Origin of the sequence: Pseudomonas sp. 9Ag (genome assembly GCF_902506445.1) — a bacterium.
GTDB lineage: Bacteria > Pseudomonadota > Gammaproteobacteria > Pseudomonadales > Pseudomonadaceae > Stutzerimonas > Stutzerimonas stutzeri_AB.
Genome location: NZ_LR733836.1, coordinates 436,852 through 463,647 on the forward strand (window position 1 = coordinate 436,852; position 26,796 = coordinate 463,647).

Annotated in this window: 28 protein-coding genes; 13 read left to right on the forward strand and 15 right to left on the reverse strand. The window is 63.1% G+C overall.

All coding sequences use genetic code 11. The annotated features are described in order from the left end of the window. The 5 genes from ALTERO38_RS01900 to ALTERO38_RS01920 are packed head-to-tail and all read left to right on the forward strand — an operon-like array spanning window position 1 to window position 4,516. On the forward strand, window positions 1–864 hold the full coding sequence (locus ALTERO38_RS01900; RefSeq protein WP_073298949.1) for a branched-chain amino acid ABC transporter permease: 864 nt from the start codon (window positions 1–3) through the stop codon (window positions 862–864). Further along, on the forward strand, window positions 864–1,892 hold the full coding sequence (locus ALTERO38_RS01905) for a branched-chain amino acid ABC transporter permease (protein ID WP_159967073.1): 1,029 nt from the start codon (window positions 864–866) through the stop codon (window positions 1,890–1,892). Before ALTERO38_RS01900 ends, ALTERO38_RS01905 begins: the two co-directional genes overlap by 1 nt. Next, entirely contained in the window at window positions 1,885–2,652 is a 768-nt protein-coding gene (locus ALTERO38_RS01910; RefSeq protein WP_102837429.1) for an ABC transporter ATP-binding protein, read from the forward strand. The genes ALTERO38_RS01905 and ALTERO38_RS01910 overlap by 8 nt, the downstream gene beginning before the upstream one ends. Further along, window positions 2,639–3,346 (forward strand): ABC transporter ATP-binding protein, encoded by a 708-nt coding sequence (locus ALTERO38_RS01915; protein WP_102837428.1) that lies wholly within the window; start codon window positions 2,639–2,641, stop codon window positions 3,344–3,346. Before ALTERO38_RS01910 ends, ALTERO38_RS01915 begins: the two co-directional genes overlap by 14 nt. A gap of 24 nt (window positions 3,347–3,370) precedes the next feature. Beyond that, complete coding sequence (locus ALTERO38_RS01920; protein WP_159967074.1) at window positions 3,371–4,516, forward strand: ABC transporter substrate-binding protein; 1,146 nt, start codon at window positions 3,371–3,373, stop codon at window positions 4,514–4,516. Window positions 4,517–4,806: 290 nt separating this feature from the next. Here ALTERO38_RS01920 and ALTERO38_RS01925 read toward each other — a convergent pair whose 3' ends face one another. From ALTERO38_RS01925 to urtA, 6 genes are all read right to left on the reverse strand, one after another. Continuing rightward, window positions 4,807–5,568 carry an SDR family oxidoreductase gene (locus ALTERO38_RS01925; protein WP_102837426.1) on the reverse strand — a complete coding sequence of 254 codons (762 nt, stop codon included), beginning with the start codon at window positions 5,566–5,568 and terminating at the stop codon, window positions 4,807–4,809. Between the two features lie 221 nt (window positions 5,569–5,789). Next, window positions 5,790–6,488, reverse strand: a complete 699-nt coding sequence (gene urtE / locus ALTERO38_RS01930; RefSeq protein WP_159967075.1) for an urea ABC transporter ATP-binding subunit UrtE — start codon at window positions 6,486–6,488, stop codon at window positions 5,790–5,792. A 241-nt stretch (window positions 6,489–6,729) separates the two neighbouring features. Continuing rightward, window positions 6,730–7,581: an urea ABC transporter ATP-binding protein UrtD gene (gene urtD / locus ALTERO38_RS01935; protein ID WP_159967076.1), complete on the reverse strand. Its 852-nt coding sequence runs from the start codon at window positions 7,579–7,581 to the stop codon at window positions 6,730–6,732. Beyond that, complete coding sequence (gene urtC / locus ALTERO38_RS01940) at window positions 7,578–8,657, reverse strand: urea ABC transporter permease subunit UrtC (RefSeq protein WP_159967077.1); 1,080 nt, start codon at window positions 8,655–8,657, stop codon at window positions 7,578–7,580. Before urtC ends, urtD begins: the two co-directional genes overlap by 4 nt. 184 nt (window positions 8,658–8,841) lie before the next feature. Continuing rightward, complete coding sequence (urtB, locus tag ALTERO38_RS01945; protein WP_159967078.1) at window positions 8,842–10,413, reverse strand: urea ABC transporter permease subunit UrtB; 1,572 nt, start codon at window positions 10,411–10,413, stop codon at window positions 8,842–8,844. Window positions 10,414–10,568: 155 nt separating this feature from the next. Continuing rightward, window positions 10,569–11,837: an urea ABC transporter substrate-binding protein gene (urtA, locus tag ALTERO38_RS01950; protein WP_102837421.1), complete on the reverse strand. Its 1,269-nt coding sequence runs from the start codon at window positions 11,835–11,837 to the stop codon at window positions 10,569–10,571. A gap of 494 nt (window positions 11,838–12,331) precedes the next feature. Between urtA and ALTERO38_RS01955 the strand changes: the two genes are divergently transcribed. After that, the gene (locus ALTERO38_RS01955) at window positions 12,332–12,961 is read left to right on the forward strand and encodes a pseudouridine synthase (protein ID WP_159967079.1); all 630 of its coding nucleotides are present in this window, start codon (window positions 12,332–12,334) and stop codon (window positions 12,959–12,961) included. Between the two features lie 21 nt (window positions 12,962–12,982). Here ALTERO38_RS01955 and ALTERO38_RS01960 read toward each other — a convergent pair whose 3' ends face one another. The 5 genes from ALTERO38_RS01960 to ALTERO38_RS01980 form a co-directional block, all read right to left on the reverse strand. Then, window positions 12,983–13,201, reverse strand: coding sequence for a DUF2788 domain-containing protein (locus ALTERO38_RS01960; RefSeq protein WP_046161811.1), 219 nt, complete (start codon window positions 13,199–13,201; stop codon window positions 12,983–12,985). Between the two features lie 160 nt (window positions 13,202–13,361). Next, on the reverse strand, window positions 13,362–13,754 hold the full coding sequence (locus ALTERO38_RS01965) for a globin (protein ID WP_102837419.1): 393 nt from the start codon (window positions 13,752–13,754) through the stop codon (window positions 13,362–13,364). A gap of 131 nt (window positions 13,755–13,885) precedes the next feature. Then, on the reverse strand, window positions 13,886–14,365 hold the full coding sequence (locus ALTERO38_RS01970) for an Lrp/AsnC family transcriptional regulator (protein ID WP_019340274.1): 480 nt from the start codon (window positions 14,363–14,365) through the stop codon (window positions 13,886–13,888). A 305-nt stretch (window positions 14,366–14,670) separates the two neighbouring features. Next, window positions 14,671–15,606 carry a cation diffusion facilitator family transporter gene (locus ALTERO38_RS01975; RefSeq protein ID WP_159967080.1) on the reverse strand — a complete coding sequence of 312 codons (936 nt, stop codon included), beginning with the start codon at window positions 15,604–15,606 and terminating at the stop codon, window positions 14,671–14,673. Beyond that, window positions 15,606–16,022, reverse strand: coding sequence for a polyribonucleotide nucleotidyltransferase (locus tag ALTERO38_RS01980; protein ID WP_159967081.1), 417 nt, complete (start codon window positions 16,020–16,022; stop codon window positions 15,606–15,608). The genes ALTERO38_RS01975 and ALTERO38_RS01980 overlap by 1 nt, the downstream gene beginning before the upstream one ends. A gap of 178 nt (window positions 16,023–16,200) precedes the next feature. Here ALTERO38_RS01980 and hrpB point away from each other — a divergent pair, with 178 nt between their 5' ends. After that, on the forward strand, window positions 16,201–18,720 hold the full coding sequence (gene hrpB / locus ALTERO38_RS01985; protein WP_159967082.1) for an ATP-dependent helicase HrpB: 2,520 nt from the start codon (window positions 16,201–16,203) through the stop codon (window positions 18,718–18,720). An 89-nt stretch (window positions 18,721–18,809) separates the two neighbouring features. On the opposite strand, the gene ALTERO38_RS01990 is transcribed toward hrpB, so the two are convergent. Then, window positions 18,810–19,547, reverse strand: a complete 738-nt coding sequence (locus tag ALTERO38_RS01990; protein ID WP_256663746.1) for an ABC transporter substrate-binding protein — start codon at window positions 19,545–19,547, stop codon at window positions 18,810–18,812. Between the two features lie 204 nt (window positions 19,548–19,751). Between ALTERO38_RS01990 and ALTERO38_RS01995 the strand changes: the two genes are divergently transcribed. Beyond that, complete coding sequence (locus ALTERO38_RS01995) at window positions 19,752–20,594, forward strand: SDR family oxidoreductase (RefSeq protein WP_159967083.1); 843 nt, start codon at window positions 19,752–19,754, stop codon at window positions 20,592–20,594. On the opposite strand, the gene ALTERO38_RS02000 is transcribed toward ALTERO38_RS01995, so the two are convergent. Together ALTERO38_RS02000 and ALTERO38_RS02005 are read right to left on the reverse strand one after the other, a co-directional pair. Beyond that, complete coding sequence (locus tag ALTERO38_RS02000) at window positions 20,591–21,025, reverse strand: VOC family protein (RefSeq protein WP_159967084.1); 435 nt, start codon at window positions 21,023–21,025, stop codon at window positions 20,591–20,593. The two genes, ALTERO38_RS01995 and ALTERO38_RS02000, sit on opposite strands and share 4 nt — an antisense overlap. Window positions 21,026–21,093: 68 nt before the next feature. Continuing rightward, window positions 21,094–21,774 carry a YciC family protein gene (locus ALTERO38_RS02005; RefSeq protein ID WP_159969616.1) on the reverse strand — a complete coding sequence of 227 codons (681 nt, stop codon included), beginning with the start codon at window positions 21,772–21,774 and terminating at the stop codon, window positions 21,094–21,096. Between the two features lie 130 nt (window positions 21,775–21,904). Here ALTERO38_RS02005 and ALTERO38_RS02010 point away from each other — a divergent pair, with 130 nt between their 5' ends. The 5 genes from ALTERO38_RS02010 to ALTERO38_RS02030 all read left to right on the forward strand — a co-directional run bounded on the left by ALTERO38_RS02010 (window position 21,905) and on the right by ALTERO38_RS02030 (window position 25,517). Next, the gene (locus tag ALTERO38_RS02010; protein WP_159967085.1) at window positions 21,905–22,066 is read left to right on the forward strand and encodes a hypothetical protein; all 162 of its coding nucleotides are present in this window, start codon (window positions 21,905–21,907) and stop codon (window positions 22,064–22,066) included. Further along, a complete protein-coding gene (locus ALTERO38_RS02015) occupies window positions 22,063–22,536 on the forward strand; it encodes an NYN domain-containing protein (RefSeq protein ID WP_159967086.1) in 474 nt (157 codons plus the stop codon). Before ALTERO38_RS02010 ends, ALTERO38_RS02015 begins: the two co-directional genes overlap by 4 nt. A 463-nt stretch (window positions 22,537–22,999) precedes the next feature. Then, a complete protein-coding gene (locus tag ALTERO38_RS02020) occupies window positions 23,000–24,325 on the forward strand; it encodes a DEAD/DEAH box helicase (protein ID WP_159967087.1) in 1,326 nt (441 codons plus the stop codon). Between the two features lie 173 nt (window positions 24,326–24,498). Next, window positions 24,499–25,209 carry an AzlC family ABC transporter permease gene (locus ALTERO38_RS02025; RefSeq protein WP_159967088.1) on the forward strand — a complete coding sequence of 237 codons (711 nt, stop codon included), beginning with the start codon at window positions 24,499–24,501 and terminating at the stop codon, window positions 25,207–25,209. Further along, window positions 25,206–25,517 (forward strand): AzlD family protein, encoded by a 312-nt coding sequence (locus tag ALTERO38_RS02030; protein WP_159967089.1) that lies wholly within the window; start codon window positions 25,206–25,208, stop codon window positions 25,515–25,517. The genes ALTERO38_RS02025 and ALTERO38_RS02030 overlap by 4 nt, the downstream gene beginning before the upstream one ends. 15 nt (window positions 25,518–25,532) lie before the next feature. Here ALTERO38_RS02030 and ALTERO38_RS02035 read toward each other — a convergent pair whose 3' ends face one another. Next, window positions 25,533–26,774: a TIGR03862 family flavoprotein gene (locus ALTERO38_RS02035; RefSeq protein WP_159967090.1), complete on the reverse strand. Its 1,242-nt coding sequence runs from the start codon at window positions 26,772–26,774 to the stop codon at window positions 25,533–25,535. Window positions 26,775–26,796: the final 22 nt, after the last annotated feature.

A 26,796-nucleotide genomic window follows, 5' to 3' on the forward strand; every position in this document is an offset into this window, starting at 1 on the left:
TTGAATCTATTGTTTCAGCAAGTGCTCAACGGCTTGACCTTGGGCAGCATCTACGGGCTGGTCGCCCTTGGCCTGACGCTCGTCTACGGCATCCTGCACATTCCCAACTTCGCCCACGGCGCGCTCTACATGGTGGGGGCCTTCGCGTCGTTCTTTTTCATGACCGATCTGGGCCTGCATTACTGGATCGCCATGCTGCTGTCCGGTCTGGTGGTGGCCGCGCTGGCGGTGCTCTGCGAGCGATTGGTGTTTCACCCGCTGCGCAATGCCCCGCCGATTCACGACAAGATCGCCGCCATCGGCATCCTGCTGTTTCTCGAAGCGGTGGTGCAGATGTTCTGGGGTTCGGACTTCCGCCGCATGGCCTCGCCCTATGCTGGCATCCTCAATTTCGACGGGCTGATCATTCCCGAGCAGCGCCTGTTGATCATCGTCGGCGCCTTTACCCTGATGCTGGCGCTGCACCTGTTCCTGCGCAAGACGATGCTGGGCTCGACCATCATCGCCATGGCGCAGAGCCGTGAAGGTGCCTTCCTCGTCGGCATCGACTCCAACCGCGTGGCGATGCTGACCTTCGCCATCTCCGGCATGCTCGCGGCTTTTGCCGCGACACTCTATGCGCCGATCAACCTGGTGTACCCGGCGATGGGGCATCTGGTGATCATGAAGGCCTTCGTCATCATCGTGCTCGGCGGCATGGGCAGCATTCCCGGCGCCATCATCGGGGCAATGATCCTCGGCTTTGCCGAGAGCTTCGGCGGCTTCTACCTGTCTTCGGATTACAAGGACATCATCGCCTTCTCGTTGCTGGTGGTGATCCTGTCCTTCCGCCCGACCGGGCTGTTCGCCAAGGGGGCTCACTGATGCATCGGTTCGCCTCGTTACTGACTGGTCGCGGCTGCAAGCTGGTCCTGCTGGCTTTGGCCCTTGCGTTCCCTCTGTTCGCCAAAAGCGAGTACCAGGTCTACGTGATGGCCAGCGCTTTTATTTGGGCCATTGCGGTGTACGGCCTGAACATCATCACCGGCTACTGCGGGCAACTGAACCTGGCCCACGGCGGCTTCTTCGCCATCGGCGCCTATGCGCTGGCCATCCTTACTGCTGACCATGGCTGGAATTTCTGGCCGGCGTTCGTGGCGGCGGCGCTGGTTTCCGCTGCGGTTGGCGCGCTGGTCGGCATCGTCTCGCTGCGCTTGAAGGAGCACTTCTTCGCCATCTTCACGCTGTGCGTCGGCTTCATCATCTACCTGCTGATCGACAAGTGGGAGGAGCTGACCCACGGCGCCATCGGCATCCGGAGCATTGCGGCGCCGGACGGCTTCGGGCTGGTGGACTTCAGCCAGACGGTGCCGTTCTACTACCTGGCGCTGTTGTTTCTGCTGTTGGCGATCTGGTTCGCCGGTCGCCTGGCGCGCTCCCTGTTGGGGCGCACCTTTATGGCGATCCGCAACGGCGATGCGCTGGCCCAATCGCTGGGCATCGACCTGATGCGCAACAAGCTGCTGGCGTTCGTGCTCTCTACTACCTACGCCGGTATCGCCGGAGCGCTCTATGCCTCGATGATCCGCTTCATCGGTCCGGAGGAGGCCAACCCGAACCATACCTTCGACATGATCACCTACCTGCTGGTCGGCGGCTTCGGCACCCTGTTCGGACCGCTGGTCGGTACTGTTGGAGTGGTCTGGATCACCCAGTCGCTGCAGTTCCTCGAGGACTACCGGATGATCATCTTCGGCCCGCTGATCGTGGTGCTGGTGATCTTCATGCCGCGCGGTGTCACCGGCACTTTCCTCGGCTGGAAACTGCGCAAGGACACTGAAGCGGCGCGGGCTCAAGACCCAAAAGCCAGTAGCAAAGTCACCCCAGGCAGCGAGGTGAACAACAATGCTTAAGGTCGAAAACTTAACGAAGATGTTCGGCGGCCTCGCGGCAGTGCACGATGTCAGCATTGAGTTCGAAGCGCGCAAGATCAACGCCATCATCGGCCCCAACGGCGCCGGCAAGAGCACCTTCTTCAACCTGATTTCCGGCGTACACAAGCCCAGCTCGGGACGCATCCTCATTGACGGGCATGACGTGTCGCGGATGCGCTGCGACCATGTCGCCCGGCTCGGTGTCGGCCGTACCTTCCAGACCACGCACCTGTTCGAGCAGGCTACTGTGCTCGACAACCTCATCGTCGGCCACCGTTTGCGCACCCATTCGGGCCTGTGGGACGTGTTGATCAACTCCAAGCGTCTGCAGCGCGAGGAGCGTGAATGCCGCGAGAAGGCCCGCGCCGCGCTGGACTTCGTTGGTCTGGCGCATCTGGAAAATCGGGTGGTGCTGGATATCTCTCAGGAAGAACGCAAGCGCGTCGCCTTCGCCCTGGCGCTGGCTACCGAACCGAAGCTGGTGCTGCTCGATGAGCCGGCGGCGGGCGTCAACCCGGAGGAAACCGAAGGCCTTACGCTGCTGATCCGCAAGATGGCCGAGCACGGCCTGACCGTGTGCCTGATCGAACACAAGATGGACATGATCATGGGGCTGGCGGACAAGATCATGGTGCTCAACTACGGCGAGAAAATCGCCGAGGGTACGCCCGCCGAGATCAAGGCGAACCCGGCCGTCATCGAAGCCTACCTGGGGAGTGACTACGATGCTGCAGCTTGATCGGGTCGATGTCTGCTACGGCAGCTTCAAGGCACTCACCGAGGTCTCAATGACGGTTGGCGTCGGCGAGCTGGTGGTCCTGCTCGGCGCCAATGGCGCGGGCAAGACCACCTTGTTCAACACCATCAGCGGGCTGCTCAAGCCGACTGCCGGAAGCATCACGCTGGAGGGCAAGCGCATCGATGGGCTCAAGCCGTCAGCGCTGGTCGCCGCCGGCGTGGTGCATTGCCCGGAGGGACGCAAGCTGTTCCCGCAGATGTCGGTGGCGCAGAACCTCGCGCTCGGCGCCTACCTGCACCGCCGCGACAGTGCGGGGAACAAGCGCAACCTGCAGGAGGTGTTGGACCTGTTCCCGATTCTTCACGACAAGCGCAACCAGCCCGCCGGCTCGCTCAGCGGTGGCCAGCAGCAAATGGTGGCGATCGGGCGCGCGCTGATGAGCCGACCAAGGCTGTTGATGCTCGACGAGCCCTCGCTCGGGCTGGCGCCGCTGGTGGTCAACCAGATGTTCGAGGTGATTTCCCGCATCAACAAGTCCGGCACAAGCGTGCTGCTGGCCGAACAGAATGCCTTCGCAGCCTTGAAGATCGCCCACCGCGCCTACGTCATCGAGGGCGGCAGCCTGGTGATGGAAGGTGACCAGCAGGCCATGCTGGGTAACGAAGCCGTGCGCAAAGCCTACATCGGCGCCTGATCAGTCATGACCAAGGAGACAACAATGAAAACGCTCAAAGCGCTTGGACTGGCGATTGCCACCCTGACCGCGGCCCAGGCCAGCGGTGTATATGCCGAGCAGACGCTCAACATTGGTTTTACCGGCCCGCTCAGCGGCGGCGCTGCACTCTATGGCGAGAACACCCTGTCGGGCTTGCGCATGGCAGTTGAGGACACCAACGAGGCAGGCGGCATCAAGGTTGGAGACGAAACCTACAAGGTCAACCTCATCAGCCTCGATGACAAGTACTCGCCGAGCCAGGCCGCGACCAACGCCAAGCGGCTGGTGAAGGAGTCGAATGCCGCGGCGGTTTTCGTCCCCCATACCGGCGGCGTGTTCGCGCTGCAGGACTTCAACGTTGCCGACGACTTCCTGATCATGGCCTACACCAGCGTGCCGTCGGTAACTGAGCAGGGCAATCCGCTGACCGTGCGTATCCCGCCGGAATTCACCGGCTATGTCGATGCCTTTTCTGACTACGCGCTCGAGCATAACGGCAAGAAACTCGGCATCGCCGGCGCAACGCACGAGTACGCGAAAATCTGGACCGACATGATCACCAAAGCCTGGGAGCAGAAGGGCGGCGAGATCGTCGAAAGCAATCCCATGGACTACAACAAATCGGCCGATTTCTATACCGGTGTGAGCCGGGTGATCGCGTCGAACCCGGATGTGATGTTTGTTGGCGGCGCCTCGGAGCCCACTGGGCTGGTCATGCAGCAGGCGCGTCAGATGGGTTTCCAGGGCGGCTTTATCGTCATGGATCAGGCCAAACTGGATGAGATCGCCGCCGTCACGGGCGGGCTGGAACTGCTGGAAGGCGCGATCGGTGTGGTGCCGCTGTCCGAATACGACGGTGAGGAGGCGAAGGCCTTCGTCGAGCGGTACAAAAAAGCGCATGGCAAAGTGCCGGGCTCCGAAGCTGCCTACAACTACCTGGCTTTCCACGCACTGGTCAAGGCCATGGAACTGGCTGGCAGCACCGAGCCGCAGCAGGTAAGAGCAAAAATGGAGGAAGCGCTCAAGAGCATGGACCCGAAGTTCAACCTCTACTCCGTACAGGGCATGACCGAAAACGGCGGCTTCATTACGCCGACGACCATGGCCGTGGTGGAGGGAGGCAAGATCGTTCGCAAGGAGATCGAGTAACCTCCACAGCCAAACGGCCCTCTTGGGCCGCTTCGGTGACAGGCTTCTGCAGTTACTCTCGATTCTCTTCACGCCCTGCAGGGCGACCGGTCATGATCGGTTCCCCCTGACAGCTGGCTCGCTTCCAACGCCGAGCTGGCCCATCTGCCTGCTTACCGCACAGCTCGTCCATCTTCGTGATGCCTGATGCAGTACTCGAACTGAGGCATCACCGAAAGTGGGACGCATGCCTTCGCCGTTACGAGGCACTTAGCCTGGAGGCGAAGCTCATGCATCCCTCGATGCCGACTTTACTGGTCCCGATCGATGTTGAAAGGCGACCACGCCTGCCGGGTGGGCATCACTTCGAGGCGGTTGATGTTGATGTGGTCCGGCAGGGTCGCGACGTAGAAGATCTGCTCCGCGATGTCCTCGGCGGTCAGCGGAGTGGTGCCGCGGTAGAGCTTGTCGGAAGCGTCCTGGTTGCCCTTGGTGCGGACCAGGGTGAATTCGGTTTCGGCCATGCCGGGGGCAATGTCGGTGACCCGAACGCCCGTGCCCAGCAGGTCGCAGCGCAGGTTGTAGCTGAACTGCTCGACGAATGCCTTGGTGGCGCCGTAGACGTGGCCGCCCGGATACGGCCAGTGGCCGGCAACCGAGCCGATGCTGATGATGCTTGCGCCTTTGCCCGTTTCGATCAGGCGCGGCAGGAGCGCGTGGGTGACGTTGACCAGCCCCGTCACGTTGGTATCGATCATGGTGTGCCAGTCGCGCAGGTCGACCTTCTGCGCCGGCTCCGGGGCGAGCGCCAGGCCTGCGTTGTTGATCAATGCCTTGACCTCGCGGAAGCCTGCGGGCAGCTCGGCAACCACCTGCTTCACCGCCTCGGCGTCACGTACGTCGAGCGTGGCGATGTGCACCGGGACCTTGGCCGACAGTTCTTGCTGCAGCGCTTCGAGCCGCTCCTGGCGGCGCCCGGTCAGGACCAGCGCCCAGCCGGCCTCGGCAAAGCGGCGGGCAGTGGCTCGGCCGAAGCCGGATGTTGCACCCGTGATGAAAACCACGTTGTTCATGCAGGGACCTCTTGTCTGTTAGGCAGGCCGTATGCGGCCGACTCAGGGAGCTTACTGCGTCAGGCGGCCAAGATCAGCAGCCTGTTGCCCCCGACGGCTGGAGCCGGTCGGCTAAGGGTGTTGATAGGCGAATACGGCGGATAGGCTCGCCGCTGTTTGAGTGCGGCCAGAAAGCCAGAATTCCGCCAGCGGGTGGCTGTCGAATCAGGACGGCTTGAGCGCTATATCGCTACCAGCCCCCGCACGCCCTCGGCCTCCATGGTCTCGCCGCGGCCTTGCTGGATGATCTCGCCGCGGCTCATCACCAGGTACTGGTCGGCCAGCTCGGCGGCGAAGTCGTAGAACTGTTCGACCAGCAAGATCGCCATGTCGCCGCGCGCGGCGAGTTTCTTGATGACCGCGCCGATTTCCTTGATCACCGAGGGCTGGATGCCTTCGGTGGGTTCGTCGAGGATCAAGAGGCGCGGCTTGCTCGCCAGCGCGCGGCCGATGGCCAATTGTTGCTGTTGGCCGCCGGACAGGTCGCCGCCACGGCGGTGCTTCATTTCCTTGAGTACCGGAAACAGCTCGTAGATGAACTCGGGTACTTCCTTGGCTTCCTTGGCACTGAAACGGGACAGGCCCATCAGCAAGTTCTCTTCGACGGTCAGCCGACCAAAGATTTCGCGTCCCTGGGGCACGTAGGCAATCCCGGCGTGCACGCGCTGGTGCGGTTTGAAGCCGGTGATCGGCTTGCCTTCCCAGGTCACCGCGCCTTCCTTGGCCGGGATCAGGCCCATCAGGCATTTCAGCAACGTGGTCTTGCCGACGCCGTTGCGCCCGAGCAGGCAGGTGACTTCGCCGACCCTGGCGTCGAACGACAAGCCTCGCAGGATGTGGCTACCGCCGTAGTACTGATGCAGTTGCTGGACTTGCAGCATGTGCGACTCCTTCACTTTGGTGGATAAGCCAGATAAGCCTCTGGCGTTATCCACCCTACGATTAGCTTGCGATGATGCGGACGCCGGGGTCCGGCCAGGCCTACCGGGTGCGCGTGGAAAAGGCTCCGCCGTTTTCGGTGGATAAGCCTGCGGCGTTATCCACCCTACGTTGCCGGGCGGTGGATGACGCTTCACCCATCCACCTTCATGCGGCCTCGATGGACGAACGGCGCCGAAGCATTCACCGCCCCAGATACACCTCGATCACGCGCTCATCGTTCTGCACGGTCTGCAGCGAACCCTCGGCCAGCACCTGGCCCTGATGCAGCACGGTCACGTGATCGGCAATGGTGTCGACGAAGCCCATGTCATGCTCGACCACCATCAGCGAGTGCTTGCGCGCCAGGCTTTTGAACAGCTCGGCGGTGAACTCGGTTTCGGCGTCGGTCATGCCCGCCACGGGCTCGTCGAGCAGCAGCAGTTGCGGGTCCTGCATCAAGAGCATGCCGATTTCCAGAAACTGCTTCTGGCCGTGGGACAGCAGCCCGGCCGGGCGATTGCGCGACGTATTCAGGCGAATGGTGGCGAGGACTTCGTCGATGCGGTCGCGCTGTTCGCCGTTGAGCTTGGCTTTCAAGCTGGCCCACACCGATTTGTCTGTCTTCTGCGCCAGTTCGAGATTCTCGAACACGCTGAGTGCCTCGAATACCGTGGGTTTCTGGAATTTTCGACCGATGCCGGACTGGGCAATCTCGACTTCACTCATGCGCGTCAGGTCGAGGGTGTCGCCGAAGAAAGCGGTGCCGCTGTCGGGTCGGGTTTTACCGGTGATGACATCCATCATGGTGGTCTTGCCGGCGCCGTTGGGGCCGATGATGCAGCGCAGTTCGCCGACGCCGACGCCGATGTAGAGGCTGAGGTTGGTCAGCGCCTTGAAACCGTCGAAGCTGACGTTGATGTCTTCCAGGCTAAGGATGGTGCCGTGACGGGCATCAAGACCTTTGGTCTTCACCCGGCCAAGGCCGATGGCGTCGCGGCCGCTGCCGAGTGCATCTGTTGGTTCGATCAGTTCGGGTACGGGTGCGGTTTTCATTGTTCGCCCCTCCGGCGCAGCAATCCGATGACGCCTTTCGGCAGGTACAGGGTGACAACGATGAACAGCGCACCGAGAGCGAACAGCCAGTATTCGGGGAAAGCCACGGTGAACCAGCTCTTCATGCCGTTGACGATGCCAGCACCGAGCAGCGGGCCGATCAGCGTGCCGCGCCCGCCAAGGGCAACCCAGACGGCGGCTTCGATGGATTGCGTCGGCGCCATCTCGCTGGGGTTGATGATGCCCACCTGCGGCACGTAGAGCGCACCGGCCAACCCGCAAAGCACTGCCGAAAGGGTCCAGATGAACAACTTGTAGCCTCGCGGATCGTAGCCGCAGAACATCAGCCGGTTCTCCGCATCACGCAGGGCCGTCAGCACCCGACCGAACTTGCTGCGCGCCAGCTGCCAGCCCAGCAGCAGGCTACCGGTCAGCAGCAGTACCGTCGCGAAGAACAACGCCGCACGGGTGGCTGGTGCGGTGATGTCGAAGCCGAGGATGCGGGTGAATCCGGTGAAACCGTTGTTACCGCCGAAGCCGGTTTCGTTACGGAAGAACAACAGCATGCCGGCGAAGGTCAGCGCCTGCGTCATGATCGAGAAGTACACGCCTTTGATCCGCGAACGGAAGGCAAAGAAGCCGAACACGAAGGCCAGCAGCCCCGGCGCCAGCACCACCAGACACATCGCCCAAAGAAAGCTGGAGGTGCCGTACCAGTACCAGGGCAGTTCGGTCCAGGCGAGAAAGCTCATGAACGCGGGCAAGCCGTCGCCTGCGCTTTCACGCATCAGGTACATGCCCATGGCGTAGCCACCGAGGGCAAAGAACAGACCGTGGCCGAGGGACAGCAGGCCGGCGTAACCCCAGACCAGATCCAGCGCCAGGGCGACGATGGCGTAGCAGAGAATCTTGCCCACCAGCGTGAGGGTGTAGGCCGAGACGTGAAAGGCGTTGTCTGCGGGGAGCAGGTGCAGCAGCGGCATCGCCAGCAGGATGACCAGCACCAAGCCGAGGGCAACGACTGTGAGTGTCGGGCCGGCTTTCTGCGCGGCTGTGACGGTGAGTGGCTGGTTCATGCGCAGCTCTCCTGTAGGAGCGAGCTTGCTCGCGAACAAAGGGTTGGTACCTGCACGCAAGCCGATACGCATGCAAGGCGTGGCGTAACGCCGTGGAAATTCTGCGTTCTGCAGCTCGGCGTGTAGCGCGGTTCGCGAGCCAGCTCGCTCCTACGGCGATGCAGGCGGTGAGTCGATGAGGAAATCAATCGATCACCCTCCCTTTCAGCGCGAACAACCCCTGCGGACGCTTCTGGATGAACAGGATGATCAGCGCGAGGATGAGGATCTTGCCTAACACGGCGCCAATCTGCGGTTCGAGGATCTTGTTGGCGATGCCGAGGCCGAACGCGGCAAAGATGCTGCCGGCCAGCTGACCAACGCCGCCGAGCACCACAACCAGGAAGGAGTCGATGATGTAGCCCTGTCCCAGGTCCGGGCCGACGTTGCCGATTTGCGAGAGCGCCACGCCGCCGAGCCCTGCGATACCCGAGCCCAAGCCGAAGGCCATCATGTCGATACGCCCGGTCGGCACGCCGCAGCAGGCAGCCATGCTGCGGTTCTGGGTCACGGCTCGCACGTTCAGGCCGAGGCGAGTCTTGTTTAGCAACAGCCAGGTCAGCAGTACCACGAACAGCGCAAAGCCAATGATCACCATGCGGTTGTAGGGCAGCACAAGATTCGGCAGTACTTGCAGGCCGCCGGAGAGCCAGCCGGGGTTGGCGACCTCGACGTTCTGCGCGCCGAACATTACGCGCACCAGCTGGATCAGAATCAGGCTGATACCCCAGGTGGCCAGCAGGGTTTCCAGCGGGCGACCGTAGAGGTGACGGATCACGGTGCGTTCCAGCGCCATGCCGATGGCGGCGGTCACAAAGAAGGCCACCGGCAGCGCCACCAGCGGGTAGAAGGCCAACGCATCCGGCATGAGTCGGGCCATCAGCACTTGCACCATGTAGGTGGTGTAGGCGCCGAGCATGAGCATCTCGCCGTGGGCCATGTTGATCACGCCCAGCAGGCCGAACGTGATGGCTAGGCCCAGCGCCGCGAGCAGCAGGATCGAGCCCAGCGACAATCCGCTGAACGCCTGGCCGAGCAGCTCGCCAATCAACAGTTTGCGTTTGACCTGGGTGAGGCTGGTTTCAGCGGCCTTGCGTACGGTGGCGTCGGTTTCCGTCTCATCGGCGAGCAGGTTTTCCAGACGGACACGGGCCAGCGGCGCGCCGGTTTCGCCGAGCAGGCGTACGGCGGCCAGGCGCACGGCGGGGTCTTCTGCGCTCAGTTGCAGGTTGGCCAGCGTCAGGGTAAGGGCTTCGCGTACGGCCGGGTCATCTTCCGCCTCGAGGCGCTGTTGCAGGAGTGGAAGCTGCTCCGGTTGACCACTGCGCTGCAGGCGCTTGGCGGCGCTGAGACGGTCTGCTGGGTCGTCTGAGAACAACCGATGGCTGGCCAGCGCGGTGTTGAGCAAGCCGCGTAAACGGTTGTTCAAGCGCAGTTTCTTCGGCGTGCCGACGGGTTCGGCGTCGCCTTCGAAGGCACGATATGTGTCGCCGTCGTTAAGAAAGGGGGTCTTGTTCTTGTCGATGACGACGCGGCTGGCACGCAGCGCTTCGATCAATGCCAGGCGCTCGGGGACCGGCGCGATGGCCCATTCTTCAAGGAGCTTGGCCTGCTTGGACGAGCTCGCCTTGGCGTAGTCGGCTGCGTCTCCGGCGTGGGCTGCCCAGGGCAGGGCCAGCAAGAGCAGCAGAAATATTCGGTACAGGGCAGTGTTCATCTGTGCATTCCCCAAGGGGTGCCGCGGGCTCTCTTGATGGAGCTGGCGACGATCGAGGTGGATGCCCAGAGGGCATCCACCTGCGGAGTCGAGCTGACGTAGGGTGGATCGGGACGCGTAGTCGGTGCTTCATCCATCCATCACGAAGGCCATCCTCAGTTCGACTTCACCGGGTGATCCGGCTTCTTGTCGTTGCCCGGAATGTACGGGCTCCACGGCTGGGCGCGGACCGGACTTTCGGTTTCCCAAACCACCGAGAACTGACCGTCGTCCTGGACTTCGCCGATCATCACCGGCTTGTGCAGGTGGTGGTTTTTCTCGTCCATGGTCAGGGTGTAGCCGCTCGGTGCTTCGAAGGTCTGGCCGGCCAGCGCCTTGACCACGGGCTTGACGTCGGTAGTCCCTGCCTTCTCGACCGCCTGCGCCCACATGTGGATGCCGACGTAGGTGGCTTCCATCGGATCGTTGGTCACCGCCTTGTCAGCACCCGGCAGGCCTTTTTCCTTGGCGTAGGCCTTCCATTGGCTCACGAACTTGTCGTTGACCGGGTTTTCCACCGACTGGAAGTAGTTCCACGCGGCCAGGTGACCCACCAGCGGCTTAGTATCGATGCCGCGCAGTTCTTCTTCACCGACCGAGAAGGCCACGACCGGCACGTCGGTCGCTTCCAGGCCCTGGTTGGCCAATTCCTTGTAGAACGGCACGTTGGAGTCGCCGTTGATGGTCGAAACGACGGCGGTTTTGCCGCCTGCGGAGAACTTCTTGATGTCGGCGACGATGGTCTGGTAATCGCTGTGGCCGAAGGGGGTGTAGACCTCTTCGATGTTCGATTCCGGTACGCCCTTGCTGATCAGGAAGGCGCGCAGGATCTTGTTGGTGGTTCGCGGGTAGACGTAGTCGGTGCCGAGCAGGAAAAAGCGCTCGGCGCTGCCGCCGTCTTCGCTCATCAGGTACTCGACGGCCGGAATGGCCTGCTGGTTTGGCGCCGCGCCGGTGTAGAAGACGTTCGGCGACATCTCTTCGCCCTCGTACTGCACTGGGTAGAAGAGCAGGCCGTCGAGCTCTTCAAAGACCGGCAGCACGGATTTACGCGAAACCGACGTCCAGCAACCAAAGGTCACCGCGACCTTGTCCTGGGTCAGCAGCTGCCGGGCTTTTTCAGCGAACAGCGGCCAGTTGGACGCAGGGTCGACCACCACCGGCTCGAGCTGCTTGCCCAATACGCCGCCGTTGGCGTTGATTTCGTCGATGGTCATCAGCGCCATGTCTTTCAGGGATGTTTCTGAAATGGCCATGGTGCCGGACAGCGAATGCAGGATGCCGACCTTGATGGTCTCGGCGGCCTGCAGGGTGAACGGGAACAGACCGCTGAGCATCAGGGCACTGGCGGCGAGGGTGGACTTCAGTAGGGGACGGCGTTTCATTGTGGGCGGCTCCTTGGCTGTCCATGCGCAACTGTGGGGTTGGTCCTTTGGGACAGGGAGCGCTATCGCAGCATCCGTGCCAATTCACTGTAAGCCCTCTGATTCGGTGCTTCTGGCGCGTTTGGGAAATGCGCTCTAATGGAGCACTAGGCCCCGGTCGTCCGATTTCGGGGCGTCCCATGAGACGGCGGGGCACGCCATGCACCGCACTGGTGCGCTTCGCCTGTTGGCGTTCGACGTATTGGCGGGTGTCGCATCGCTCCACGCCATCCTGGGGCGCGGTCGTGTGGCGAGATGAATCTGTGGGGGCTTGGGTAGGATGGATGTCGCTTTCTACATCCACGGCTGGCCATTGGGTGTTTCGTAGATGGATTGAGCCAGCGATACCGGCTGCCGTATGCGCCGCGTTCATAGGTTCAGCCGGAATGGCACTGTCGCTTGCCGGCTGGCAGGGCTCGCCCTAGCATGGCCGGCCTGTTCATGAAGGCCTCGTTATGTCGCGTACTTCACCCCCACGCCCACCGCGCTCTGTTCAAGGTCGCACTCAACCCCGCCGGGTCGCCAAGGCGCCGCCTGCGGAACCGCGCCTGTTGCTGTTGAACAAGCCGTTCGATGTGCTCACCCAGTTCAACGATGCCGATGGTCGCGCCACTCTGAAGGACTTCGTGCCAGTGCCGGGTGTTTACCCGGCCGGGCGGCTGGATCGCGACAGCGAAGGCCTGCTGCTGCTGACTAATGACGGACAGCTGCAGGCGCGCATAGCCGACCCCAAACACAAGCTGGCGAAAACCTACTGGGTGCAGGTGGAAGGCGAAATCAGCGCCGAACAGCTGCGGCGGCTATGCGAGGGGGTCGAGCTCAACGATGGCATGACGCTGCCCGCCGAAGCCCGGGCGCTCGACGAGCCGCAGCTGTGGCCGCGCACTCCGCCGGTGCGGTTTCGCAAGAGCGTGCCGACCAGTTGGCTGGAACTGGTGATTCGTGAAGGGCGTAACCGTCAGGTGCGCAGGATGACCGCAGCGGTCGGTCTGCCAACGCTGCGGCTGGTGCGGGTCAGGATCGGGCCCTGGTCGCTGGACGGTCTGCAGCCAGGCGAGTGGCGGGAAGTGGCGGCGCAGTTGTGAGGCGTCGGCAGGGCCAAGCGATCAGTGCGGAATGCCCTGGGTCACTTCGATGACATAGCCGATGATCGGCTTCGCCAGAAAGGCAAACAGGCACAGGCCCAAGCCCAGAAACAGAATGGCAGTGCCAAGGCGCCCGGCTTTCGACTTCTTCGCCAGGTCCCAGATGATGAACGCCATGAAGGCCATCAGGCCGCCGACCAGGACGATCATCATCCACTTCTCAAATACTTCAGGCTCCACGCGTTACTCCTGACTGACATCGACGAATGCGCCCGAGGCTGATGGGGCGCGGCAGCGGTGCAGTATACGCCCGCGGCGGGCGCTCAGCTGCTCCGGGAGATTGGACGGCGCAGCGCTAGATGGGTTCGAACGGGAGGCTGTTTCGAGCTTGGGTGCTTGATCAGTAGTGGGACTTGATAACGTCGATACCCTTGTTGAGCACTGTGCGCCAGGCCTGAAGGTCTTCTTTTTCCAGCTGCCGATCATGCTGACCGATGGTTTTCAGCAGCGCGGCGATCCAGAGGTCATAGAGCTCGGGACGGATGTCCAGATGGCCGCGAGAGTGGCTCTTGCCCAAGGCCTGGAGTTTGGTGTCGGGCATGCCGCGGGCGAACAGGACCAAATTGAGGATGCCGGCCCGCAGCAGCTGTTTCTGCGCCGTCATGTCGGTTTTGACGAACTTCTCCCGCACTGCCGGCGAGCTGGCCAGAAAGGAGGCATAGAAGTCGTCGAAGAAGTCTGCGCTCGCGCAGCAGCGGCCGTAGCTCTGCATGACGCGGTTGGTGTCTTTCATGAGGCATTTCCCTTGCACGAAGGCTGATCGCTGCGCCTGCCAGAAACCATTCGGAGGTGAGCAGAATAGAAAGGCGCGAATTATAGGTAATAGCCCTTCGAGCTGTGTGGGTTGCAAGTGTGAGCGGTGTCTCAGCCTCGCAAATGCTCCAGTGGCAGTTCGGTACTCGATGACACCTGCCGCAGGACAAAGCTTGACCGCACGCTGGTGACACCTTCGATGCGGGTCAGTGTGCCAAGCAGAAAGGCCTGATAGTGGTCCATGTCCGGTACCACGACCTTGAGTTGATAGTCGGCGTCCATCCCTGTGACCAGGCTGCATTCGAGCACTTCCGGGCATTTCCCGATCATTCCTTCGAAGTGTTCGAAGCGCTCCGGCGTGTGCCGGTCCATGCCGATCAGCACGTAGGCGGTCAACGTCAGGCCGAGCTTCTTGCGGTCGAGCAGGGCGACCTGGCGCGCAATGTAGCCGTCGTCTTCGAGCTGTTTGACCCGCCGCGAACAGGGCGACGGTGAAAGGCCGATGCGCTCGGCCAGATCCTGATTGGAAATGCGCGCGTCGTGCTGCAGTTCGGCAAGAATACGCAGGTCGTAGCGATCCAGTTTGCTCATGATTGGCTACTCGCGGGGTTTGGTTGCGCGTAACTATGCATCCGGGCGCAATGATTGCGCAACAGGCCTTGATATGAGCAATTTTCGCAAACATCTGTCGGGGCGCGGGGCGTAAGCTTTATCCAACTTCAGCCCCCGGCAGAACTGACGCGGTACTTACCCCGCCGCGCCAACCGTATACCTTACCGAGGTCATCGGTCCGGGCCAGCACCGCCCACAAGGCGCTGTCAAAGAATCCGCCACAAGCGGCCAGCGAATTCAGAGCAGTATTGAAAAAAGACCACGTCTCGCCACGTGGTCTTTTTTTATGGGCTGGTGGTCGGTTCCAGGCTGGGTTGGGGCCTCACCACTTCCAGCGGATCGGCATGCACCAGCACCTCGGCGCGCGGGTACTTGGCGTGGATGGCGCCTTCGACCTGGTCACAGAGTGCGTGAGCCTCGATCAGCGGCAGATTTCCGGGCAACTCCAGGTGCATCTGCACGAACCAGCGGGTGCCCGAGACGCGGGTGCGCAGGTCATGACAGCCAACCACGCCGGGTACATCGCAGGCCAACCGATGCATGTCCTCGCTGATCTCGGGCGGGAGCTCGGTATCCATCAGTACCGCACCGGCCTCGCGGACGATGCTCAGCGCGCTCCAGAAGATGTAGACGGCGATGGCGATGCCGAATACGGCGTCAAGCCGTTCCCAGCCATAACCGGCGAGTACCAGCGCGACAAGGATGCTGCTGTTGAGCAGCAGGTCGGAACGGTAATGCAACGAGTCGGCACGGATCGCCGTGGAGCCGGTTTCGCGCACCACGCGGCGTTGATACATCAGCAGCGCCACTGTTAGCGCCAGTGACAGCAGCATCACCGCGATGCCCAGCGTGGGTGCGCCCAGCGGCTCAGGATGCAGCATGCGATCGACGCCCTGGACGCAGACCAGAATCGCACTCACCGAAATGAAGGCACCCTGACCAAGCCCGGCCAGTGCTTCGGCCTTGCCGTGGCCATAGCGATGATCCTCGTCCGCGGGGCGCAGTGAGTAGTGCACCGCCAACAGGTTGAGCAGCGAGGCGGCGCCGTCCAGCAGTGAGTCGGTGAGCCCCGCCAGCAAGCTGACCGAGCCACTCAACCACCAGGCCAGCGCCTTGCTCGCGGCCAGCGTCAGCGCGACGGCCAGCGCCAGTCGCGTGGCGCGTCGCATCAATCTGGCGTGTTCGGCACTGACGCCTTTGCGCTCGCGGGTGTGCTGCATCAGGCGGCCGGACGCAGTCCGAAGGCGGCAAGTTGCTCGACGCTGCCGTTGTGCTGGATCAGGCGAGGATCATCCAGGGGCAGACTGCGTCCGGTTTCGGTCTCGATGATCGCCTTGAGCTTGGCCTGGTCGATCACGCCATCGGCGCCGATGGCTTCCTGCAGTTTTTCCGGGGCCATGGAGTAGTTGTCGTCGGGCAGGTAGATCGCGCCGGTGGCGAAGTCGATGCCAAAGGCGATCAGGCCGGGGATGAGATAGAAAATCAGCCCTACCGCGTTCAACGCGGCGATGGCGGGATCGATCCGGCCATCGATCTGCCCACGGCGGTCGGGGTAGAACAGCGTGCCGCAAGCGGTCAGTTGGGTGAACAGGGAGACGGCCAGCACGCCGCCGATGACACGGGAACGAGTACGCATAAGGACCTCCGGGGAAAGTGGCGCAACTATACAAGGGCTGAGTGATGTTTTCCCGATATCAGACACTCCCGCTGCACGCTCTGTTCGGCGTTGTTGCACCGCGTATAACCACAGCGCTCTGTGAGGCTGCGTCGAGGACTGCGCCCGCTATAATCGCGGCCCTTGAAGCGGAGTTCCCATGATTGCCCTGCCCATCGATGAAGCCCTGCCGGCGCTGCGCCAGGCCCTGCTAGCGCGTGACGAAGCGGTGCTAAAAGCACCGCCCGGTGCCGGCAAGACCACCCGAGTGCCGCTGGCCTTGTTGAACGAGTCATGGCTCGGTGGGCAGTCGATCGTCATGCTCGAGCCGCGCCGGCTGGCGGCCCGTGCGGCGGCTGAGCGCCTGGCCAGCGAGCTGGGCGAGAAGGTTGGCGAAACTGTCGGCTATCGCATTCGGCTGGACAGCAAGGTCGGGCCGAACACCCGCATCGAGGTTGTCACCGAAGGCATCCTTGCGCGTCGCTTGCAGGACGATCCGGCCCTTGAAGGCGTGGGGCTGGTGATCTTCGATGAGTTTCACGAGCGCAGCCTGGACGCCGATCTGGCCCTTGCGCTGACCCTCAATGCGCGCGTGCTGCTGCGCGATGAACCGCTCAAGCTGTTGCTCATGTCCGCCACGCTGGAAGGCGCGCGGCTGTCGACTTTGCTGGATGACGCACCGGTGGTGCGCAGCGAGGGCCGCATGTTTCCGGTCGTGCAGCGCTGGGGACGACCGTTTCAGGCCGGTGAACGCATCGAGCCGCGGGTCGTGCAGACGGTGATGCAGGCGTTGGATGAGGAATCCGGCAGCGTACTGGTCTTCCTGCCGGGCCAGGCTGAGATACGTCGTGCGAACGATTTGCTGGCCGAGCAGCTGGCAGGTCGAGACGAGGTCATGCTTTGCCCGCTGCATGGCGAGCTGGAGCTGACCGCCCAGCGCGCCGCCATCGAGCCTGCGCCGGCGGGCAAGCGCAAGGTGGTGCTGGCGACCAACATTGCCGAGACCAGCCTCACTATCGAGGGCGTGCGGGTGGTGGTCGATGCCGGGCTGGCGCGGGTGCCGCGGTTCGATCCCGGCAGTGGCATGACCCGTCTGGAAACCCGGCGTATTTCGCGTGCTTCGGCGACCCAGCGTGCCGGGCGCGCGGGGCGGCTGGAGCCTGGCGCCTGCTATCGGCTGTGGTCGGAGGATCAGCACGCGCAGCTGGCAGCTTATGGCGACGCGGAAATCCTTCAGGCCGATCTGGCCGGCGTCGCGCTGCAGTTGGCGCGCTGGGGTGTCGAACCGGATGAACTGGCCTGGCTCGATGTGCCGCCTGCTGCGGCCTACCGACAGGCGCAGGACCTGCTCCAGCGCCTCGGTGCACTCAGTATTAATGTCCGTGGCGGTTGGCAGTTGACCGCGCACGGCCAGGCCATGGCTGAGTTGCCGGCGCATCCGCGTATTGCGCATCTGTTGTTGCGCGGCCAGGCACTTGGCTTGGCGTCGCTGGCTGCCGACATTGCCGCCTTGTTGGTCGAGCGCGATATCCAGCGCGGCGGCGGCGTGGACATCTCAACCCGTCTCGGGCTGCTCGATGGCAGCGCGGGCCGGCATTCCGGCGCGCAGCGGGTGCGCCAGTTGGCGCGACAGTTTCGCAGCCTGCTGCGAGGTGCCTCGGCTGTTGCTCCTGCCGAGGCGACCGATCATCGCTGGCACGGGGCGCTGCTGGCGTTCGCCTATCCCGACCGTATCGCTCGCCAACGTCGGGACGGTGGTGGCGAGTACCGTTTGGCTAACGGTCGCGCTGCGGTCTTCGGTGAGCCGGATGCGCTGATGAAAGAATCCTGGCTGGTGATCGCCGAGCTGGGCAGCCGCCAGGGCCAGCGAGAAGAGCGCATCTACCGCGCGGCGGCGCTGGACCCAGGGTTGTTCGAGGCGGAGCTGGCCGAGATGGTCAGCTTGCGCGACGAGCTGGAATGGGACGAGCGCGAAGGCGTGCTGCGGGCCGAGCGGCAGCGGCGGGTTGGTGAGCTGGTGCTCAGTCGCGAGCCTCTTCCTGGCCTGGATGACGAAGCGCGTGGGCGAGCGCTGCTCGGGCTGGTCCGGCGCAAGGGGCTGGAGCTGTTGCCGTGGACGCCGGAACTGCGGCAGTGGCAGGCGCGTATCAGCCTGCTCCGGCAGATCGACCTGGCGGCTGGCGCTGACAGTGACTGGCCTGACGTCAGCGACGAAGCGCTGCTGGCTCGGCTGGAGGACTGGTTATTGCCGTATCTGGGCAAGGTTTCGCGTCTGGCGCATTTCGCCCAGCTGGATCTGAAAGCCATGCTCGCCACCTTGTTGCCCTGGCCGCTGCCGCAGCGCCTTGACGAACTGGCACCGGTCGCCATCGGCGTGCCGTCCGGGTCGCGGGTGCGGCTCGATTACAGTGAATCGCCGCCGGTGCTGGCGGTGCGCTTGCAGGAGTTGTTCGGCCTGGGAGATACGCCACGTATCGCCGGTGGGCGTTTGCCGGTGAAGCTGCACTTGCTGTCACCTGCGCGCCGCCCGGTGCAGGTAACACAGGACCTGGCGAGCTTCTGGGCAAACACCTATATCGATGTGAAGAAGGATTTGAAAGGCAGATACCCGAAACACTATTGGCCCGATGACCCGCTGGTAGCAGAGCCCACCGCGCGCGCCAAGCCGCGCGGGACCTGAAGTTACGGCTGCACGCCGCCTGCTTCACAAGTAGCGCGCACCCGGGCTGATCACCGCCGATGCCTGTCAGCGCCCATATGCGCTTGCGTCTATTCAGGCAAGCTTAGATCTTCTCCGGCCGCTGCCATCTCGGCATAGGCGCGATCCAGCGAGTCGACCACCGTCTGGCTGTCTTTGGCATGGCGCGACACGATGAATCGTATGGCGACCTTATGCAGCTCGACATGGGGAAGCGCCTCCATGCCGAGCTGTTTCATCGCCTGGTTCACCGGGGCCTGGTAGTCGAGCAGATAGTCGGCGCGGCGATGCTTCAACATCTCCAGCGCCGACGTGTGGGTGGCAGTCCGGTGCAGGAGAATCTGCAGTTGCGGGTCGTGCAGCATCCGGTTCACCTGCGGCAAATAGTTATAACCGCCGATGGTGATGACACCGCGTTTGCGCAGGCTGTCGGGGATGCTCGGGGGCGGTGTGTCGGGCCGGTGATAGAGGTTGAGGCTGATGTGGGTGAGCGTTTCGCGGCCCTCGAGCGTATCGGCAAGCAGCTCCGGCTTTCCCGGCGCGCCGGGCCAGAGGTCGACCGTGCCGCTTTGCAAGGCGCCATACAAGCGGGCACTCGGCAGGCCGCGGAACTGCGCCTCAAAGCCCGCATGGGCGAGTACACGCCGAGTGAGGTCGACCAGTGGTCCGCTTGGGCGGCCCTGGGCATCGCTGTAGATCGCTGGAGGGAAGTCGTAGTAACCGACGGTCAGGGTTCTCTGCGTTTCGGACGAGGCAACGCAAGGCGCTGCCAGAGCCGCTGCTAACGGTATCCAGAATAATGGCTTCAAGGTAATTCACTGCCCCTTGTGATTCGCGCACGCCCAAGCATGGCGCGCGACGCCTCCGGCTGTCCAGAAGGGGTGCGCGGGCTGGTCCCGGCTACTGCGCCGCGGCGATGCCCCCAGCGGACAAGGAGCAGGCTGGCTATGCTTGAGGCTAGCGCTGCCGGGCTGATCGGGTTCGGTGACCCGGAACATTCGATGGAGAGGTTTATGTATCGCAAGGTATTCACCAGCAAGGTGTTCGATCGCAAGGTGGTGGTGATCACCGGCGGCTGTGCGGGCATCGGCCGCGCGCTGGCCGAGCGGATGGCCCAAGCTGGAGCACGGGTCGTCATCTTCGACCTCGAGCAGAACGTCATCGACGGACTGGTGCAGCATCTGGCGGACCATCACAACGCCGATGCGCTGGGGCTGTGCTGCGACGTGTCGGATGCCGTGGCGGTGCAGCGGGCCGTTGCGCTGGTGGTGGAACGCTTCGGCGGTATCGATGTGCTGATCAACAACGCCGGAATCACCCATCGCAGCCGTGTTGCCGATACCAGCCTGGCGGTGTTCGAACGGATCATGGCGGTCAACTTCTACGGCGCGTTGCATTGCACCCAGGCGGCGCTGCCGAGCCTTGTCTCGCGGGGCGGGCAGATCATCGTGCTCAGCTCGCTGTCGCAGTACGCGCCGGTGCCCGATCGCGGCGCTTACAACGCCAGCAAGCATGCGCTGCACGGGCTGTTCGAAACCCTGCGCAGCGAGCTGGCCGATACTGCCGTCAATGTGATGCTGGTGTGTCCGGGGTATACCGCGACGGACCTGCGCAAAAACGTGCTGATCGGTGATGGGTCCACCGCGCCGCAGCCGGTTCTGACGGTAGGGCGCGTAGCGTCGCCGCAGGATGTGGCGGAATCCATCTACCAAGGCGCCCTGAAACGACGGCGGTTGCTGGTGCTGTCGAACCTGGACTGGCGTGCGCGCCTGGTGGCGCGCTGCTTTCCGCGCGCCTTCGAGCACCTGCTGTTACCGCGGCTGGCAGGTGCGCGAACTTCGCAGGGCACGGGCTAGGCGATCGGCGCGTCGCCGTAGAGCTTTTGCATCAACTCGACGTCCCAGTAGGCAGCTTCGATCTTGTGGCCATCGAGATCGCGGACAAAACAGCCGTAGTAGGGCTCGCCATACGCTTCGCGTGGTCCCGGAGCGCCTTCGTCGGTGGCGCCGGCGGCCAGCGCCGCACGGTGAAAGGCATCGACAGAGGCCTTGTCAGGTGCGAAGAAACCGATATGTGTGCCGTTGCCAACGCTGGCCGCCTGGCCGTTGATCGGCGTCTGCAGCCAAAACTCGGGGTAGTCACGGCCCCAGGCAATAGCGCCCGGGTGGGCCATGATGCGCTTGCAGCCGAGGGCGGCAAGGGCCTGATCGTAGAAGGCAGCCGCCTCATCGAAACGGTTGCTGCCCAGGGAAACGTGGGAAAGGATGCTGGGGTTGTGATCGCTCATGGGAACGGCCTCCGCAAAGGATGGAGACCAAGCCTAGACCCGCAGGTCGTCTCTTGCCTCCAGCTACGTCACCTGGATTCGTCGCGCGCGATGGCCGGCGCGCTGCAGAGCATGAAGCAGCGAAACAAAACGACCGTAGCCAATAGCTGCACCAGTCCGACCACAGAGTCGACCACCACGGCGAGCGCGCCTGGCGCTGTATCGCCAGCCCAGAACTGTGCGGCCATCCAGGCCTCCAGAAGCCACAGCGGCGCCAGCACGACGAGGATGCAGCCGAGTATCAGCAGGAAGTGACCACGGGTTTCCAGGAAACTCTGCTTCAGTGCCGCCAGCGGGCTCAAACCGCGTATCACCAGCAGGTATTCGGCAAAGGCGATTTTGACCATCACCCACAGCCCGGGCAGCACGAACAGCGAGGCGCCGAGCATGATCAGCAGGGTGCCCAGACCGGCCAGCACCGCCATCGATGGCCATAGCGGTAACGCGCGCATCATCACCTCACGCAGCGGCGGTGCGTGACCGCGGCTACGTGCGTCAAGAAACAGGATCAGCGCGGCGATATACAGCGGATAGAAGATCAGGCCGACCAGCAGCTCCTGAGCCGGCATGGCGCCCTTGCCGATCAGCTGGTCGATGGCCAGGCGAACGATGCTCTCCAGCAGGATCAGTGGCAGGCACAGCCGCGCGATGGACAGCAGGTTGCGGGAATAGAAAAACCAGGCGTCACGGAGGATGGACAGGACATTCATCGCAGGGCGGCAGCTCATGGGGAAATCAGGCGCGCACTTTAACAGGCCGGTGGAAAAGTAGACGAGGCAGGCAAGGCGAGGGGCAACGATCATCGGCAGTAATAGCCGAGAAGCGCAGTGTGGTGGCCAAGTGAGTATTTCGACCGGGCTGGCGATCCTGGCTGTGTTCAACGAAGTATTGCCAATGCAAGTGGTTTGCATCGGGCTGGTTATGCCAGGCGACCGGCCGGCGACACGGGCGCTGCCGCAGTCCATACTGGTTGGCCATTCATCCGCCCGGGTCGCCGCGTGAAGAAGATTGCCCTGTTTGCTGATGTGCAGAATCTCTACTACACGGTGCGCCAGGCCCACGGTTGCCACTTCAACTATGCGGCGTTGTGGGCCGAGGTCAGCGAGCGCGGTGAAATCGTTGAGGCGTACGCCTATGCCATTGACCGGGGCGATGCCAAGCAGCAGCAGTTCCAGCAGATCCTGCGCAACCTCGGGTTCACGGTGAAGCTCAAGCCCTATATCCAGCGCAGCGACGGCTCGGCCAAGGGCGACTGGGATGTGGGCATCACCATCGATGTGCTGGATGTGATCGGGCGTGTCGATGAGGTGGTGCTGGCTTCGGGCGATGGTGACTTTGATCTGCTGCTCGACCGGGTGCGTGCCGGCGGTGCCGAAGCAACGGCCTATGGCGCGCCCGGTCTGACGGCGAACTCGCTGATTCGCGCCGCCACGCGCTACGTGCCCATCGAAGGCAAGCTGTTGCTGCGTTAAACATCGGAACGCACGAGCTGAAGCTTGAAGCGAGTTTGCCGGTTGGTGCGACCTGTCCACGCTGTTTTCGCTTGTAGGTTGCGTCTTATGCCTCCGAGCGGAGTTGCGGTGGATGTAAACAGCGACATCCACCCTTGTATCTCGACTACCACGCTATGTTGGGGTGATAGTTCCCGACTGATCATCGGGGGAAGGCCAGGAAGCCGTATCCACCCTTAGGCTTTGAGCCTGCGACGTAGATAGCGCTGGAAAACAAATCGTCTGTGCAGCGATGCGCAAGCTGCTGCACATCGCCTATGGGGTACTTAAATCGGGCCAGCGTTTCGACCCTCAACTGGCCCTTGCTCGGTAATGGGGAAGACGGTATCTACGCTTGGCTTCCAGCTTCCAGCTTCCAGCTTCCAGCTTCCAGCTTGCTTTCGAGTAAACTGCGCAACCTGTTTTCGTCCTCCCGGTTACCGTCATGACCTTCGCCTCTTTGGGCCTGATCGATCAGCTGCTACGCACCCTCGAATCGCTTGATTACACCCAGCCGACGCCCGTCCAGATCAAGGCGATACCGGCCGTGCTCAAGGGCCGCGACCTGATGGCCGCCGCGCAGACCGGCACCGGCAAGACTGCGGGTTTCGCCTTGCCGCTGCTGCAGCGGCTGCTCCATGAAGGCCCGCAGGTGACCAGCAATTCGGTCCGAGCGTTGGTGCTGGTGCCGACTCGGGAGCTTGCGGAACAGGTGCACGAGTCCTTCAAGACTTACGGGCAGGACCTTCCGCTGCGCGCCTATGCGGTCTACGGCGGCGTCAGCATCAACCCGCAGATGATGGCCTTGCGCAAGGGCATCGACGTGCTGGTGGCAACGCCTGGTCGGCTGCTCGATCTGTACCGGCAGAACGCTGTGAAGTTCAGCCAGGTGCAGGCGCTGGTGCTGGACGAGGCCGACCGCATGCTCGACCTCGGCTTCTCCGAAGAGCTCGAAGCGCTGTTCAGTGCACTGCCGAAAAAGCGCCAGACGCTGCTGTTTTCCGCGACCTTTTCCGATGCGATTCGGCAGATGGCGCAGAAGCTGTTGCGCGACCCGCTGTCCATCGAGGTCAGCCCGCGGAATGCCGCCGCCAAGACGGTCAAACAGTGGCTGGTGCCTGTCGACAAGAAGCGCAAGTCTGAGTTGTTTCTGCATCTGCTGGCCGAAAAGCGCTGGGGCCAGGTGCTGGTATTCGTCAAGACGCGCAAGGGCGTCGATCAGTTGGTGGAGGAGCTGCAGGCCGAAGGCATCGCCAGTGACGCGATCCACGGGGACAAGCCGCAGGCGTCGCGGCTGCGCGCATTGGAGCGCTTCAAAACCGGAGAGGTACAGGTGTTGGTGGCGACCGATGTGGCTGCACGCGGCCTGGACATTCATGACCTGCCGCAGGTGGTCAATTTCGACCTGCCCATCGTCGCCGAGGATTACGTGCACCGCATCGGCCGCACCGGGCGGGCGGGCGCCACGGGTGAAGCGGTGTCGCTGGTCGCTGCTGACGAAGTCGATCAGCTGGCGGCCATCGAAACCCTGATCCAGCAGGTTCTGCCGCGCCACGACGAGCCGGGCTTCGTCCCGGATCATCGGGTGCCGACGACCCAGCCGGGCGGGCAGATCATCAAGAAACCGAAAAAACCAAAGAAACCCAAGGAGGGTGCCGGCAAGGGCCGCATCCACCTGGGCAACTGGTTCGATGAAAGCGAGAAGCCCAACGCCAAGCCGATCCGCAAGGTGCCGAGCCTGGGCGGCTCGAAACCGGCGAAAAAACGCTAGTCGGCATATGCCCTGACGCGCTGTGGTTGCCTCGCCACCATTGAGTAGCAGAAGCATCCGAATGAAACGCTGGTCAACGCGGCTGTCATATCGACAACGCCGAGCATCGCTGGAACCGTCAGCGGCTCGGAGCTTTCCGTGAATCATCCTGACAGATAGTTGAGAGGTCTCTTGTGGCAAACGCGGAAGCGGAGCTGTACTCGCTTGGCCGAGCTGACGTATGGGCTGGCTTCAAGCAGCTGACGCCGATTTCGCTGTTCGTCGTGGTGTTCGGACTGGCCTTTGGTCTGGCCGCGACACAGGCCGGGCTAGACGACTATTCGATCCTGACGATGAGCGCGCTGGTATTCGCCGGGGCTTCGCAGTTCGCCTCGTTGGAGCTCTGGGGCACCCATGTTCCGGTCGTTCCGCTGGTGGTCACGGTGTTTGCCGTCAATGCGCGACATCTGTTGATGGGCGCGACGCTGTATCCCTATCTGCGCCATTTGCCGCCGGCGAAGCGCTTTGCCGTGATGTTGGTCGTCTCGGATGCCAACTGGGCGATGTCCATGCAAGCCTTCAATCTTGGCAAGCCGGGGCTTGGCATCCTCTTCGGTGGTGGCCTGGCGCTCTGGACGTTCTGGGTGCTGGGCACCTGGTTGGGGCTTTATTTCGGCAGTGCCATCCATGATCCGGTCAGTTGGGGACTGGACATGGTTATGGGCTGTTTTCTGCTGGCGATGGTCGTCGGCGGCAAGAAGGATCTGCGGATGACCGTGATCTGGATCGTCGCCGGCGGGACGTCGATGTTGGCGTACTGGTACCTGCCCGCCAACAGCCATGTGGTAGTCGGAGCGCTGGCCGGTGGCCTGTTGGGCGCGCTGTGGATGGAGAAGTCGAAGTGACGCTGCAGACGGCGGGATCCGGAGCGCTGGTCATCATTCTGATCATGGCCGTGGTCACCCTGGTGACCCGTTGGGGCGGAGTGTTTGCCATGTCGTTCGTGCCCATCAGCCGGCGAACTGAACAGTTCATCAGCGCCATGTCCGGTTCGGTGCTGGTGGCCCTGCTGACGCCGATGGCGGTCAACGGGGATAACGGCGCGCGACTAGCCTTTCTGGCCACCGCGGTGACGATGCTCCTGGTCAAGAAGCCGCTGCCGGCGATCACGGCAGGGATCGTCGTCGTGGCGTTGTTCAGGCATCTGGCTTAAGCGAATGCCATCCGCTCAGGGCTTGGTCGAGCCATCAATCCCCAGCCAGCGCAGCATGCCCACCGCTGCAGCTCGACCACTGGCAAAACAGGCGGTCAACAGATAGCCACCGGTGGGCGCTTCCCAGTCGAGCATCTCGCCGGCGCAGAACACGCCTGGCGCCTGGCGCAGCATCAGGCCCTCGTCCAGTGCTTCGAACGGCACGCCGCCGGCACTGCTGATGGCTTCGTCCAACGGACGTGTGCGCAGCAACCTGATCGGCAGCGCCTTGATCGCGGCTGCCAACTGTTGCGGATCATCGAAGGCCTCGGCGGGCGCGAGCTCCCGCAACAGCCCCGCCTTGACACCCTCAAGGCCGTGCTGACGCTTGAGGTGCTTGGCCATCGATTGCGAACCGCGCGGCTTGGCCAGCGAGCGAAGGATACGCTCCGGTGCATGGTCGGGCAGCAGGTCCAGCGTGACGGTAGCGCTGCCGTTCTGCTCGATTGCCTGGCGGATCTCGGCGGACAGCGCGTAGACCAGACTGCCTTCGATTCCTTTGGCCGTAACGACGAACTCACCCTTGCGCGGGGCGCCACCGGTAAGTGCGAGGCTTACCGTTTTCAGCGGCGCGCCGGCAAATTTATCCAGCAGATGCTGGCTCCAGGCTTTCACTTCGAAGCCACAGTTTGCGGGACGCAGTGAAGCAATCGAGATACCGTGCTGTTCCAGCAGCGCAACCCAGGCGCCGTCGGAACCCAGGCGAGCCCAGCTGCCTCCGCCCAAAGCAAGCAGCACGGCGTCCGCGCGGACGCTGAGGTCGCCATCCGGGCTGTGCAGCTTGAGCTTGCCGTCAGCGTGCCAGCCCAGCCAGCGGTGACGCGTATGAATCTGTACGCCGGCGTCACGCAGGCGGCGCAGCCAGGCACGCAGCAGCGGTGCAGCTTTCATGTCCGTGGGAAACACACGCCCTGAGGTGCCGACGAAGGTGTCGATGCCAAGCCCGTGAATCCACTCGCGCAGCTGCTCGGGTGTGAACGCCTCCAGTTGAGGACGAAGTGCCGTTGCGCGTTCGCGATAGCGCGCGACGAAAGGCTCGAAAGGCTCGGAATGGGTGATGTTCATTCCGCCGACGCCGGCCAGCAGAAACTTGCGGCCGACCGAGGGCATGGCGTCATACAGGTCGACGGCAATGCCTGCCTGACTCAGCACTTCGGCCGCCATCAACCCGGCGGGGCCGCCGCCGATAATGGCGACGCGAGATTCTGGTGTGCGCATTGAATAACGTGGCCGTGGTTCG

Bases quoted from the DNA above. Each gene is read 5' to 3' on its own strand.
- ALTERO38_RS01905 (WP_159967073.1), top strand. From the start codon at position 864: ATGCATCGGTTCGCCTCGTTACTGACTGGTCGCGGCTGCAAGCTGGTC.
- ALTERO38_RS02005 (WP_159969616.1), bottom strand. From the start codon at position 21,774: ATGAATGTCCTGTCCATCCTCCGTGACGCCTGGTTTTTCTATTCCCGC.
- urtA (WP_102837421.1), bottom strand. From the start codon at position 11,837: ATGAAACGCCGTCCCCTACTGAAGTCCACCCTCGCCGCCAGTGCCCTG.
- hrpB (WP_159967082.1), top strand. From the start codon at position 16,201: ATGATTGCCCTGCCCATCGATGAAGCCCTGCCGGCGCTGCGCCAGGCC.
- ALTERO38_RS01980 (WP_159967081.1), bottom strand. From the start codon at position 16,022: ATGCGTACTCGTTCCCGTGTCATCGGCGGCGTGCTGGCCGTCTCCCTG.
- ALTERO38_RS01925 (WP_102837426.1), bottom strand. From the start codon at position 5,568: ATGAACAACGTGGTTTTCATCACGGGTGCAACATCCGGCTTCGGCCGA.
- urtD (WP_159967076.1), bottom strand. From the start codon at position 7,581: ATGAAAACCGCACCCGTACCCGAACTGATCGAACCAACAGATGCACTC.
- ALTERO38_RS01995 (WP_159967083.1), top strand. From the start codon at position 19,752: ATGTATCGCAAGGTATTCACCAGCAAGGTGTTCGATCGCAAGGTGGTG.
- ALTERO38_RS01970 (WP_019340274.1), bottom strand. From the start codon at position 14,365: ATGAGCAAACTGGATCGCTACGACCTGCGTATTCTTGCCGAACTGCAG.
- ALTERO38_RS01965 (WP_102837419.1), bottom strand. From the start codon at position 13,754: ATGAAAGACACCAACCGCGTCATGCAGAGCTACGGCCGCTGCTGCGCG.
- ALTERO38_RS01920 (WP_159967074.1), top strand. From the start codon at position 3,371: ATGAAAACGCTCAAAGCGCTTGGACTGGCGATTGCCACCCTGACCGCG.
- ALTERO38_RS01915 (WP_102837428.1), top strand. From the start codon at position 2,639: ATGCTGCAGCTTGATCGGGTCGATGTCTGCTACGGCAGCTTCAAGGCA.
- ALTERO38_RS02000 (WP_159967084.1), bottom strand. From the start codon at position 21,025: ATGAGCGATCACAACCCCAGCATCCTTTCCCACGTTTCCCTGGGCAGC.
- urtE (WP_159967075.1), bottom strand. From the start codon at position 6,488: ATGCTGCAAGTCCAGCAACTGCATCAGTACTACGGCGGTAGCCACATC.
- urtC (WP_159967077.1), bottom strand. From the start codon at position 8,657: ATGAACCAGCCACTCACCGTCACAGCCGCGCAGAAAGCCGGCCCGACA.
- ALTERO38_RS02035 (WP_159967090.1), bottom strand. From the start codon at position 26,774: ATGCGCACACCAGAATCTCGCGTCGCCATTATCGGCGGCGGCCCCGCC.
- ALTERO38_RS01975 (WP_159967080.1), bottom strand. From the start codon at position 15,606: ATGCAGCACACCCGCGAGCGCAAAGGCGTCAGTGCCGAACACGCCAGA.
- ALTERO38_RS01910 (WP_102837429.1), top strand. From the start codon at position 1,885: ATGCTTAAGGTCGAAAACTTAACGAAGATGTTCGGCGGCCTCGCGGCA.
- ALTERO38_RS02020 (WP_159967087.1), top strand. From the start codon at position 23,000: ATGACCTTCGCCTCTTTGGGCCTGATCGATCAGCTGCTACGCACCCTC.
- urtB (WP_159967078.1), bottom strand. From the start codon at position 10,413: ATGAACACTGCCCTGTACCGAATATTTCTGCTGCTCTTGCTGGCCCTG.
- ALTERO38_RS01955 (WP_159967079.1), top strand. From the start codon at position 12,332: ATGTCGCGTACTTCACCCCCACGCCCACCGCGCTCTGTTCAAGGTCGC.